Origin of the sequence: Snodgrassella sp. ESL0323 (assembly GCF_013346865.1) — a bacterium.
Classification (GTDB): domain Bacteria; phylum Pseudomonadota; class Gammaproteobacteria; order Burkholderiales; family Neisseriaceae; genus Snodgrassella; species Snodgrassella alvi.
Map to the genome: position 1 here is coordinate 26,748 of NZ_JAAEDT010000004.1, position 13,139 is coordinate 39,886.

The 13,139-nt window shown below is 43.6% G+C and carries 11 protein-coding genes; 9 read left to right on the forward strand and 2 right to left on the reverse strand.

From position 1 onward, the window contains the following. Positions 1–6: 6 nt before the first annotated feature. From nuoG to proB, 9 genes are all read left to right on the forward strand, one after another. Entirely contained in the window at positions 7–2,259 is a 2,253-nt protein-coding gene (gene nuoG, locus GY065_RS00600; protein WP_174832599.1) for an NADH-quinone oxidoreductase subunit NuoG, read from the forward strand. A gap of 2 nt (positions 2,260–2,261) precedes the next feature. Continuing rightward, the gene (gene nuoH, locus GY065_RS00605; RefSeq protein WP_025329729.1) at positions 2,262–3,311 is read left to right on the forward strand and encodes an NADH-quinone oxidoreductase subunit NuoH; all 1,050 of its coding nucleotides are present in this window, start codon (positions 2,262–2,264) and stop codon (positions 3,309–3,311) included. Between the two features lie 18 nt (positions 3,312–3,329). Continuing rightward, complete coding sequence (nuoI, locus tag GY065_RS00610) at positions 3,330–3,809, forward strand: NADH-quinone oxidoreductase subunit NuoI (RefSeq protein WP_025329730.1); 480 nt, start codon at positions 3,330–3,332, stop codon at positions 3,807–3,809. A 9-nt stretch (positions 3,810–3,818) separates the two neighbouring features. Further along, complete coding sequence (locus GY065_RS00615) at positions 3,819–4,475, forward strand: NADH-quinone oxidoreductase subunit J (protein ID WP_174832600.1); 657 nt, start codon at positions 3,819–3,821, stop codon at positions 4,473–4,475. Then, positions 4,472–4,777 (forward strand): NADH-quinone oxidoreductase subunit NuoK, encoded by a 306-nt coding sequence (nuoK, locus tag GY065_RS00620; protein ID WP_025329732.1) that lies wholly within the window; start codon positions 4,472–4,474, stop codon positions 4,775–4,777. Before GY065_RS00615 ends, nuoK begins: the two co-directional genes overlap by 4 nt. A gap of 26 nt (positions 4,778–4,803) precedes the next feature. Then, a complete protein-coding gene (gene nuoL, locus GY065_RS00625; protein ID WP_025329733.1) occupies positions 4,804–6,828 on the forward strand; it encodes an NADH-quinone oxidoreductase subunit L in 2,025 nt (674 codons plus the stop codon). Positions 6,829–6,865: 37 nt separating this feature from the next. Then, entirely contained in the window at positions 6,866–8,359 is a 1,494-nt protein-coding gene (locus tag GY065_RS00630; protein WP_096765907.1) for an NADH-quinone oxidoreductase subunit M, read from the forward strand. A 10-nt stretch (positions 8,360–8,369) separates the two neighbouring features. After that, complete coding sequence (nuoN, locus tag GY065_RS00635) at positions 8,370–9,812, forward strand: NADH-quinone oxidoreductase subunit NuoN (RefSeq protein ID WP_084562108.1); 1,443 nt, start codon at positions 8,370–8,372, stop codon at positions 9,810–9,812. Positions 9,813–9,941: 129 nt separating this feature from the next. Then, entirely contained in the window at positions 9,942–11,075 is a 1,134-nt protein-coding gene (gene proB / locus GY065_RS00640; RefSeq protein WP_084585812.1) for a glutamate 5-kinase, read from the forward strand. A 310-nt stretch (positions 11,076–11,385) separates the two neighbouring features. On the opposite strand, the gene GY065_RS00645 is transcribed toward proB, so the two are convergent. Both GY065_RS00645 and GY065_RS00650 read right to left on the reverse strand, forming a co-directional pair. Then, on the reverse strand, positions 11,386–11,730 hold the full coding sequence (locus GY065_RS00645; RefSeq protein ID WP_174832601.1) for a hypothetical protein: 345 nt from the start codon (positions 11,728–11,730) through the stop codon (positions 11,386–11,388). Between the two features lie 726 nt (positions 11,731–12,456). Next, positions 12,457–12,933, reverse strand: a complete 477-nt coding sequence (locus GY065_RS00650) for a hypothetical protein (RefSeq protein WP_174832603.1) — start codon at positions 12,931–12,933, stop codon at positions 12,457–12,459. Positions 12,934–13,139: the final 206 nt, after the last annotated feature.

Genomic DNA, 13,139 nt, shown 5'->3' on the forward strand with positions numbered 1-13,139 from the left:
GAACCTATGTTACAAATTCAAATTGACGGTAAACAACTTTCTGTCGAGCAGGGCAGTACGGTGATAGAAGCCGCCCATAAGGCCGGTACATTCATTCCGCACTTTTGCTATCACAAAAAATTGTCCATCGCCGCCAACTGTCGTATGTGTCTGGTTGAGGTGGAAAAATCGCGCAAGCCATTACCTGCCTGTGCTACGCCGGTCACCGATGGTATGGTTGTTAAAACCAATTCGCCCATGACTAAAGATGCCCAGAAAGGGGTAATGGAATTCCTGCTGATTAACCATCCGCTGGACTGTCCTATTTGTGATCAGGGTGGTGAATGCCTGTTGCAGGACTTGTCAATGGGCTATGGTAAAGGTGCCAGCCGTTATACTGAGGCTAAACATGCTGTGGCCGGTAAAGAAATGGGGCCACTGGTTTCTGCTGCTGAAATGAGCCGCTGTATTCACTGTACCCGCTGTATCCGCTTTACTGAAGAAATTGCCGGTAAGCAGGAGTTGGCCATGATGAATCGTGGTGAATGCTCTGAAATTACACCGTTTAACGGTAAAACACTGGAAACCGAGCTGTCTGGCAACGTGATTGATTTGTGTCCGGTGGGTGCACTAACCAGCAAACCATTTCGTTATGACAGCCGTTCATGGGAATTAAGTCGGCGTAAATCTGTGTCTGCTCACGATGCACTGGGCAGTAATCTGATTGTGCAAACTAAAGACCATACCGTGCGCCGGGTACTGCCACTGGAAAACGAAGCCATCAATGAGTGCTGGCTCAGTGACCGTGACCGTTTTGCCTATGCAGGTTTGTATCAGCAACGTTTAACTCAGCCGCAAATTAAACAGGACAACCAGTGGCATACGGTTGACTGGCAAACTGCACTGGATTATGTGACTAAAGGTTTGCATGGTGTCAGCCATGATTTCGGTACCGATGCAATTGGTATGTGGGTCAATCCGGCCAATACTGTTGAAGAAATGTACCTGACCCGTAAACTGGCTAATGCGCTGGGCGTGAATGCTGTTGACAGTCGCTTGCGTCAGCTTGATGAGCGTTTTGGTGCAGCTGCTGAAGGCGCTCAGTGGCTGGGACAGAGTATTGAACAGCTGGCAGAGAATGAGGTGATTTTGCTGGTAGGCGCACGCTTACGGCAGGAACAGCCATTATTAACAGCCCGTATCCGTCAGGCGGCTAAAAACGGAACTAAAGTAGCAGTGGTGGCTGCTGCTGCTGAAGAGCTGTTTATGCCGTTACTGGCGCAGCTTAGCCTGCATCCTTATCAATGGATTGACTGGCTTAGTGATGCGCTTAACAGCGAAGTAGGTCAGGCCTTATTAAAAGCTGAAAAAGCCAGCATTATTCTTGGTGCGGATGTTTTGAACCATCCGGATGCAGCGGCAATTTATGCAGCGGCACAGGATCTGGCTGAAGCTACTGACAGTATACTGGGCGTATTGCCGCAGGCGGCCAATAGTATTGGTGCTGAAATCGTAGGCGTGGCGGCCAGTAAAGCAGAAAATACCATTGCTGCACAAATTAAGCAGCCTAAACAGGCAGTAATGCTGCTCAATGTTGAACCGGATATGGATGTAGCCAACGGAGCTGCGGCCATTGCAGCCCTGAAACAGGCTCAGACAGTAATGGCATTCACTGCTTACGATAGCGACGTATTGCGTGAAGTTGCAGACGTATTATTGCCAATTACGCCATTCACAGAAACCTCAGGCAGTTTTATCAGCATGGAAGGGCGATTACAGTCTTTTCATGGTGTTGTACAAGCTTACAGAGAAGCCAGACCTTTATGGAAGGTATTACGCGTACTGGGTAATGTACTGGAATTGCCGGGCTTTGAATATGAAAATACCCAGCAGATTCTGGCTGATGCAGTTACCAAAGATCAGATACCAGCTTTGTTGAACAATCGTATACAACCGGTTGCTACCAGTGATCCCGATATCAGTCTGGTACGTGTTGGCGGCGTTAGTCTGTATGCAACTGATGCGATTGTGCGCCGTTCCGAACCCTTACAGAGTACAGTTCATGCCGCAGTACCGGTTGCACGTACCAACAGTGTGACACTGGCCCGGTTTGGTTTGAGTAATGGAGATACCGCACAGGCTAAACAAGGCAATAGTACCGTATCGATTACCATCACTACGGATGATACCTTGCCGGAAAATGTACTGTTTTTGCCATTACATCAGAGTAACTGGCACTTAGGCGCTTTATTGACCACTGTTGAATTGAGTAAAGGATAATCATGCAAGCGTGGTTTCAACAATTACTGGGCAACGACTTCGGTTTACTGGTGTCTGTCATCGTCAAGATTGTCATCATCATGCTGCCGCTGATTATTACCGTAGCCTATCTGACTTATTTCGAACGTAAAGTTATCGGTTATATGCAACTGCGGGTTGGGCCGAACGTTACCGGACCGTATGGCTTAATCCAGCCGTTTGCCGATGTATTAAAACTGCTGTTCAAGGAAGTTACCCGCCCGTCGCAGGCTAATAAGGCACTGTTCTATATCGGACCGATGATGTCACTGATGCCGGCTTTTGCTGCCTGGGCAGTTATCCCGTTTAGTGAAACATGGTTTCTTACCCGAATTAATGCCGGTTTACTTTATATTCTGATGATTACTTCACTGTCTGTGTATGGTGTCATCATTGCCGGCTGGGCTTCCAATTCTAAATATGCTTTTCTCGGTGCCATGCGAGCTTCTGCGCAAACTATTTCCTATGAGATTGCCATGGGATTTGCGCTGATTGGTGTGATTATGGTTTCCGGAAGTATGGATTTTCATGACATTGTTATGTCTCAGGCAAAAGGTTATGCCGGTGGTTCCATTTTCTCATGGAACTGGCTGCCTTTATTCCCGCTGTTTGTGGTGTATCTGATTTCCGCTGTGGCCGAAACCAACCGTGCGCCATTTGACGTAGCCGAAGGTGAATCGGAAATTGTTGCCGGTTTCCATGTAGAGTATTCCGGTTTTGCTTTCGCGTTATTCTTTCTGGCCGAATACATTTTCATGATTCTGGTGGCTGCTCTGACGGCTCTGCTGTTCTTTGGTGGCTGGTTATCTCCCTTTCCGCAAAGCTGGGGCTTCATTGGTACCCCGAGTGTATTGTGGATGTTTCTGAAAATGGCACTGGTGTTGTACTTTTATCTGTGGATACGTGCAACATTCCCGCGTTACCGTTATGACCAGATTATGCGTCTTGGCTGGAAAGTATTGATTCCGGTAACCATTGTGGCAGTAATTGTATTGGGTTTGTGGATGATTTCACCCCTGAATTTATGGCATTAAGCAGGGAAAGGCTCTGATATGGCAAATATAATTAAAACCTTTCTGATGACCGAGTTGCTTTCGGGTATGAAAGTAACTCTGAAAAACTTCTTTGCGCGCAAGGAAACCATATATTTTCCTGAAGAAAAAACTCCGCAATCAGTTCGCTTTCGTGGTTTGCATGCACAACGACGTTATCCCAATGGTGAAGAACGCTGTATTGCCTGCAAACTATGTGAAGCTGTCTGTCCGGCCATGGCAATCAATATAGAATCTGAAAAACGTGAGGATGGTACACGCCGGACCACGCGCTATGATATTGATCTGACTAAATGTATTTTCTGTGGTTTCTGTGAGGAAGCTTGCCCGGTTGATGCTATTGTTGAAACCCGGATTTTCGAATATCACGGTGAAAAACGCGGTGATTTATATTTCACTAAACCCATGTTGCTGGCTATTGGCGATCGCTATGAAGAAGATATCGCTAAATGCAAAGCCGCAGATGCGCCATATCGTTAAGAGGTGGTCATGAATTTACCATTAATTCTGTTTTATGTATTTGCCGCCGTGATTTTGTTTGGCGCGATAAATACAGTTATTGCCAAAAATCCGGTACATGCGGTTTTGTTTCTGGTTCTGACATTCTGTGCCAGTGCCATGATGTGGATTCTGATGCAGGCTGAATTTCTCGGCATTGTACTGGTAGTGGTGTACGTGGGTGCGGTGATGGTACTGTTCCTGTTTGTCATCATGATGCTCAATATTGATGTTGAGCAGATGCGCGCTGGCTTCTGGCGGCATGCACCTGTTGCAGCACTGGTGGGTATCCTGACTGCTGCCTTACTGATTGTTATTCTGGTAAATCCTCAACTGCATCTGGCGAGTCTGGGTAAGGATTCTCCGCTGCCTGCAGATTACAGCAATGTACATGATCTGGGGATGCAGATTTACACTACCTATCTGTTACCGTTTGAACTGGCGGCTGTATTGCTGGTGCTGGGGATGGTGGCCGCAATAGCTCTGGTTCACCGGCAGACATACAATCCTCGTCGTACCAATCCGGCCGAACAGGTTAGAGTACAGGCAAAAGATCGTTTCCGTATGGTGAAAATGCAGCCTGAAATCACTGCACCGGTCACTGAAGAAGCAAGTAAAGAAGCAACTGAAGGGGAGCAGAAAGCATGATTACCTTAACCCATTATCTGGTGCTCAGCGCAATACTGTTTGCTATTTCTGCCATGGGTATATTTATGAACCGCAAAAACGTGCTCGTATTACTGATGTCAATCGAGCTAATGCTGTTAGCGGTAAATTTTAACTTTGTGGCTTTTTCCCGTTATCTCGGCGACACCGCCGGACAGATTTTCGTCTTTTTTATTCTGACAGTTGCTGCGGCAGAATCTGCTATTGGTCTGGCAATTATGGTTCTAATTTTCCGTAACCGTCAGAGCATTAATGTACAGGATCTGGATAGTCTCAAAGGCTAATAGGTGAGAGGAACGAGAGAAAAATTATGAGTGTTTATCTGATTATTGCTTTGGCTCCGCTCATCGGTTCATTACTGGCCGGTTTATGCGGTAAGCTGATCGGCCGTAAAGGTGCGCATAGCGTTACCATAGCAGGTGTAGCTGTTTCGGCAGTACTGTCTGCCTGGGTACTCTATGGTTTTATGACCGGAACCCGTCAGCCCTTTGATGAAAATGTGTATACATGGCTGACCATGGGCGGTCTGGACTTCTCAGTAGGGTTTCTGATTGATACCCTTACTGCCACTATGTTGGTGATTGTGACCAGCGTATCGCTGATGGTGCATATCTATACTATCGGCTATATGAGTGATGATGACGGCTATCAGCGCTTTTTCAGCTATATCTCACTGTTTACTTTCTCCATGCTGATGCTGGTAATGAGTAATAACTTCATTCAGTTGTTCTTCGGCTGGGAGGCTGTAGGGCTGGTGTCTTACCTGCTGATTGGTTTTTACTTTAAACGTGACAGTGCTATTTTTGCCAATCTGAAAGCATTTCTGGTTAATCGTGTCGGCGACTTCGGTTTTGTACTGGGTATTGGTCTGGTACTGGCTTATTTCGGTGGCAGCCTTCGTTATGCTGATGTTTTCCAGCATATTGATCAGGTTAAAAATGCCACTATCGAACTGATTCCAGGTCATCCGTGGTCTTTGATTACCGTTACCTGCATTTTGCTGTTTGTGGGCGCGATGGGTAAATCGGCGCAGTTTCCGTTGCATGTCTGGTTACCGGATTCAATGGAGGGTCCGACACCGATTTCAGCTCTGATTCATGCGGCAACCATGGTAACAGCCGGTATATTCATGGTATCTCGTATGTCACCCCTGTATGAGTTGTCTGATACTGCTCTGGGTGTGATTATGGTATCCGGTACCATTACTGCGCTGTTTATGGGCTTTCTGGGTATGATTCAGAATGACATTAAACGGGTGATTGCTTATTCAACCTTGTCACAGTTAGGTTATATGACGGTAGCCTTGGGTGCCTCTGCCTATAATATTGCTGTTTTCCATGTCATGACCCATGCTTTCTTCAAAGCACTGTTATTTCTGGCCGCCGGTAGTGTGATTATGGGTATGCACCATGATCAAGATATGCGTCATATGGGCGGATTGCGTAAATACATGCCGGTAACATGGATTTGTATGCTAATTGGTTCATTATCGCTGATTGGCACACCATTTTTCTCCGGTTTCTATTCCAAGGATTCAATTATTGAGGCAGTAAAAGCGTCAACGCTGCCATTCAGTAGTGTGGCCTATGTAGCTCTGGTAGCCAGTGTGTTTGTCACCGCATTCTACTCATTCCGATTGTATTTCCTGGTATTTCATGGTGAAGAAAAATGGCGCAAAGCCGAACATAGCGAACATCATCATGCAGAAGAACATCATGGACTGAAACCACAGGATAATCCGCATGAGAGCCCGCTGGTGGTAACCATTCCGCTGATTCTGCTGGCTATCCCTTCAGTATTTGTAGGTATGTGGGCAATGAAGCCGATGCTGTTCAGTGATTTTTATCAGCATGTGATTTTTATTAACAGTGCTGCACATCCTGCACTGGCATCCGTAGAGGAAGAGTACCACGGCATATTTGCTATGGCTCTGCACAGTCTGACAACTCCTGTGTTATGGCTGGTGATTGCCGGTGTTGTACTGGCGTGGTTCTTCTATATGAAAAAACCACAGATTCCGGCCAGAATTGCTGCATCTATACGTCCGGTTTATACCCTGCTAGATAATAAATACTATCTGGATACTATTTACTATAATGTGTTTGCCAAAGGCAGCCGTCTGCTGGGAACGTTGTTCTGGAAAGTTGGCGACGTTTTCATTATTGATAAATTAATTGTTAATGGTGCTGCACGCGTTGTCGCTGCTGTAGCAGCGCTGATACGGCGTATTCAGACCGGATACATCTATACCTATGCTACAGCAATGGTTGTGGGTGTATTTGTACTGGTGGCATGGACTTTCTGGCCGTTGCTTAAAACAATGTTTGGCGGTTAATTGCGGGCATTCAACTTGGTATCTTTAGGCTATAAATATGTACGATAACTTACTCAGTTTGGCGATTTGGCTGCCTGTAGTGGCTGGCGTCGCAGTGCTGGCTACCGGCTCAGACAAACACGCAGGTATAGCCAGAGTGCTGGCCTTAATCGGTGCGCTGGTTTCTTTTCTCATAACTTTACCGCTGTTTTTTAAATTCAACCGTTTAAATGGCGGATTTCAGTTTACAGAATTTCATGTCTGGATTGAGAGTCTCAACATCAACTATGCATTAGGTGTGGATGGGTTGTCAGTTCTGTTTGTGATTCTGAACAGTTTTACTACTTTACTGGTTGTTCTGGCCGGCTGGCAGGTAATCCAGAAACGGCCTGCGCAGTATATGGCCGCTTTCCTGATTATGTCAGGACTGATTAATGGCGCATTTGCAGCAATGGATGCCATCGTATTCTATGTATTCTTCGAAGGCATGCTGATTCCGATGTATCTGATTATCGGTATCTGGGGTGGTCCGAGACGGGTATATGCATCAATCAAATTCTTTCTGTATACCTTAATGGGTTCATTACTGATGCTGGTTGGTTTTGTCTATCTGTCTAATCAGACCGGCAGTTTTTCTATTGAAGCATGGCACAATATCAAGCACCTTGCGATGACGGCGCAAATTCTGCTGTTTATCGCTTTCTTCCTGTCTTTTGCGGTTAAAGTGCCGATGTGGCCAGTGCATACATGGTTGCCGGATGCTCACGTAGAAGCGCCGACCGGTGGTTCAATGGTACTGGCGGCAATTACTCTGAAAATAGGTGGTTACGGATTCCTGCGCTTTATTCTGCCTATTTTGCCGGATGCAGCACGTTATATTGCGCCGGTAATCATCGTGCTCAGCCTGGTGGCGGTAATTTACATCGGTATGGTGGCACTGGTACAAACTGATATGAAAAAACTGGTGGCGTACTCTTCCATCAGCCATATGGGATTTGTCACTTTAGGCTTTTTCCTGTTTACCGGCGGCTATCTGAATGACTGGGCCTTTAAAGGTGCCATTATGCAGATGATTTCGCACGGTTTTGTTTCAGCCGCTATGTTTATGAGTATCGGTGTGATGTATGACCGGATGCACACCCGCGATATTTCAGCTTACGGCGGTGTCGTAAACAGTATGCCGGTATTTGCTTCTTTCATGCTGTTCTTTGCTATGGCTAATGCCGGTTTGCCCGGTACATCAGGATTTGTAGGCGAATTTATGGTCATTGTCGGTGCAGTAAAAACCAATTTCTGGGTTGGTGCACTGGCGGCGTTAACCCTGATTTATGGTGCAGCATATACCTTGTGGATGTTTAAACGGGTTGTTTTTGGTGCCATCAAAAATCCGGAAGTTGCGCAATTAAAAGATGTAAACAAACGCGAACTGCTAATTCTGGTGATTCTGGCTGTAGCGGTACTGGGATTTGGTTTGTATCCGGAACCGTTTATCGCTGTCGTGCATCAGGCAGCAAATGATTTGATAGTCCAAGCGGCACAAAGCAAACTGTAAGGAAATGTGAATGAACTGGACAGATTTAACAATATTTCCCGCTGCACCGGATATGGTGCTGACTGTAGTACTGTTTACAGTATTGCTGGTGGACTTATGGCTTAATGACCGACAACGCTGGATAACCTGTACCCTGTCAGTTATCGGTCTGATACTGACCGCCGCGGTACAGTGTCTGGTATGGAAAGAACAGCCGCAATATGCCTTCCATGATATGTTTGTACTGGACGGCATGGCTCAACTGGCCAAGTTATGCATGTATGTACTGGTTATTGCCTTGTTTATTTACAGCCAGACTTATCTGCGTGCTAAACATATTTATCAGGGTGAATTCTATACGCTAACCCTGTTTGCACTGCTGGGCATGAATATTATGGTTTCAGCCAGCCACTTCCTGACTTTATATGTCGGGCTGGAGCTGCTTTCGCTGGCGCTTTATGCTTTAATTGCCTTGCAGCGCGATAGTGGCCGTGCTGCTGAAGCTGCATTGAAGTATTTTGTGCTTGGTGCACTGGCCTCAGGTTTACTGTTATACGGTATTTCACTGATATACGGTGCAACAGGTACATTACAGCTGCAGCAGGTGCTTGCTGCCAGCCAGGAAACAACCAATCCGTGGTTATTGAAACTCGGGCTGGTATTTATTGTTGCCGGTATTGTATTTAAACTGGGTGGTGTACCATTTCATATGTGGGTGCCGGATGTGTATCAGGGTGCGCCGACTGCAGTCGCTGCACTGGTGGGTACAGCACCGAAAATTGCGGCTACAGTCTTCGCTTTCCGTATCCTGGTTTACGGTCTGCTGACTCAGTGGGAAAGCTGGCGTGAATTACTGTTGCTGCTGGGTATTGCCTCACTGTTTGTGGGTAATCTGGCTGCTATCATGCAAACCAACATTAAACGTATGCTTGGTTTTTCAACAGTAGCCCATATGGGTTTCATTATGCTGGCTCTTCTGTCCGGTCAGTCTGGCTGTGCTGCAGCTATGTATTATGCAATAACCTATGCTTTAATGGCCTCTGTAGCGTTTGCTATTCTGGTTCTGCTCTCCGGCAAGGATATTGAATGCCAGAATATCAGTGATCTTGCCGGCCTGAACCAGAAAAATGCATGGTATGCATTTTTAATGCTGCTGGCGATGTTTTCAATGGCCGGTATTCCGCCATTGATGGGCTTTTATGCCAAGCTGGCCGTTATTAAAGCGTTATTGGCCAGCGGCTATCTGTGGGTTTCTGTGTATGCAGTAATAATGTCGTTGATTGGTGCTTTCTATTATCTGCGTGTGGTTAAAACCATCTATTTCGATAATCCGGATTCTGTTGCCGAACCAGTATTCAATATGACTTTTCTCGGTAAAATCGTTTTATCTGTTAACGGTTTATTATTGCTGTTATGGGGTATTTTGCCTGATGGTGTAATGAACTGGTGTGTACAGGCATTACTGCATAGTTAATCTGAATTTAGTCCTTCAACAGCAGCCACTACGGCTGCTGTTTTTATAACAGCCGTACACACTTATCAAAACAAATGCGCACAGGTAAAATAACTATTCAACCGTTGACATAACAACTGCATAATAAGCATGAATAACTCAGAATTTGATATCCGCCAGACTGAATGTGTGGTAGTAAAAGTAGGTTCCAGTCTGGTGACCAATGGCGGACATGGGGTAGATCAGAATATCCTGAATAACTGGGCACAGCAGATTGCGCAATTACGTGCGAATGGTATTCAGGTAGTACTGGTATCCAGTGGTGCTATTGCAGAAGGTATGAAACGGCTGGGCTGGCAGGTACGTCCCAAAGCAATTAATGAATTACAGGCTGCCGCCGCAGTGGGGCAAATGGGACTGGCTCAGGCATATGAGATTGCGTTTGAATCACTGCATATCCGGACAGCACAGATTCTGCTGACACATGATGACTTGAGTCACCGTACCCGCTATTTAAATGCCCGTAGTACTATCCGCACTCTGCTGGAGCAGGGAGTAGTACCGATTATTAATGAAAATGATACTGTTACCATTGATGAAATCAAACTTGGTGATAATGATACCCTTGGTGCTTTGGTAACTAACCTGATTGAAGCTGATGTACTGATTATTCTGACAGATCAGAATGGTTTGTATGACAAAGATCCGCGTAAGCATACTGAAGCCAGACTGATTCATAAAATTGCTGCCAATCATCCAGACCTGGAAAGTATGGCCGGCGGAGCAGGCAGCAGCGTGGGCACCGGAGGTATGTATACCAAAGTACTGGCTGCAAGACGGGCTGCTTTAAGCGGTGCTGCAACCTGTATCGCCAACGGGTATGCTGAAAATGTATTAGTCCGGTTACTGGAAGGCGCACAAACGGGTACTTTATTTACCCCGGCCGGTAGCCGGTTGAGCGCACGCCAGCAATGGTTACTTGGGCAGGTACAACTGGCTGGTAAGCTAACTGTTGATGAGGGTGCGGAACAGGCACTGAAAACACAGCACTCCAGTCTGCTGGCTATCGGTTGTGTTGCTGTCAGTGGTCATTTTGATCGTGGCTCACTAGTGGCAGTATGTGATCAGTCCGGTAAAGAAATTGCCCGCGGACTGGTTAATTATAATGATCATGAAATTGGGCGTTTATTGCGGCAGCCGTCTCAGGCTATAGAAGAATTATTGGGCTATGTGGCAGAACAGGAACTGATCCATCGGGATAATATGGTATTACGTCGTGATTGAAGCAGATATTGAAAAAATCTGCCAAATCCAATAAAGAAGATAATATTTACCAGCAGGCTGTAAGCTTAAACAGCAACCAATCTAAGATGTAGCATAGGGCAATTTGTTTTTAATAAAACAGATTAAAGTAGCCTGATAAATACATATACCATCATTAAATTTGTCTGTGTTATCAGAAAGTACTGTTTTCAATATCAGGTAAATTTATGGATATCTAAGCATAATCTGCCATATAGACAGATTGTTACTATATAGGTGGTAAATATTTTCTCAGGCTATGGATGTTGAGTTTATCGCTGTAGTGCGATTGTTATATGACAGAATCATAATAACAAATGTCTCCAGTTTCTGAATCAATAATTTTCATGTAACCACCTGTAAGTATTTCTCCTGTTGTGAAAAAACTAGGTTTTTCTATTAACACCACTTTACCCACGAGCTGATGTTTCCAATGTAAATATCCATCTTTAGTAATTTTATAATTTTTATCGTCAGGTTCAATCATACCGTATTTGCAGGAACATTTTAATTTCGGTTCTCCAGAATGTGACTCACAACTATCTGGTCGCCAGGCAAACTCCAATATTTCCTGATAACTTAAATCAAATAAATAATGTTTGGCAAATTTCAGGGGGAAATATAAAATAATAGACATAACTAGGAGAAAACATAACTTATTTATAATATTTATAATATATTCTTTTCTGTTAAATTTCTGCTTATTCATATATTTAGTAAATTATTGTCAAATAAATAGTATATCATTAATAAAAATTATTAGTGATAACTACCATCAAAATTAATATAGTGTTACGCCAGATCAACTAAACTGGTGCTTATTTAATTAAGGCTGTAAATAAATTATTTAAAATAAATTCATGCTAAGCAGTAAATATCTTCTTTAAAAGAAAACCGGCGGATGCTGAAATTATAAATTAATATTAGATCCGGAATAATGCATAGTATTGAATTGTTTTATGTAATATAAAATGAAAAAGATGGTGTTTCTGCATATATAGAAGAATTATTGGGCTATGTGAAAGAACAGGAGCCGATCCATCGGGATAATATGGTATTACGCTGTGATTGAAGCGGATATTGAAAAATTCTGCCATATCCGATAAAGAGATAATATTTACCAGCAGGCTGTAAGCTTAAACAGTAACCAATCTAAGATTTGTTTTTAATAAAGCAGATTAAAGTAGTCTGATAAATACATATACCGTCATTAAATTTGTCTGTGTTATCAGAAAGTACTATTTTCAGTATCAGGTAAATTTATGGATATCTGAGCATAATCTGCCATATAGACAGATTGCCACTATATAGGTAGTAAATATCTTCTCAGGCTATGGATACTGAGTTTATCGCTATGGTACGATTATTTCATGACAGAATCATAATAACAAATGTCTCCTGTTTTTGAATCAATAATTTTCATGTAACCACCTGTAAGTATTTCTCCTGTTGTGAAAAGACTAGGTTTTTCTATTAACACCACTTTACCCACGAGCTGATCTTTCCAATGTAAATATCCATCTTTAGTAATTTTAAACTCATCGTCAGGTTCAATCATACCGCCACCGCATGAACATTCAAATTTCGGTTCTCCAGAATGTGACTCACACCTATCGCCTCGCCAGGGAAACTCCAATATTTCCTGATAACTTAAATCAAATAAATAATGTTTGGCAAATTTCAGGGGGTAATATAAAATAACAAACATAAACAAGAGAAAACATAATTTATTTATAATATACTCTTTTCTGTTAAATTTCTGCTTATTCATATGTATTGGTAAATTATTATTAAATAGATAATATATCATTAACAAAAATGAGTTTGCCACAATTGCCATTAAAATTAATGAAATGTTGTGTCTGATCAACTAAACTGGTGCTTATTTAATTAAGGCTGTAAATAAATTATTTAAAATAAATTCATGCTAAGCAGTAAATATCTTCTTTAAAAGAAAACCGGCGGATGCTGAAATTATAAATTAATATTAGATCCGGAATAATGCATAGTATTGAATTGTTTTATGTAATATAAAATGAAAAAGAT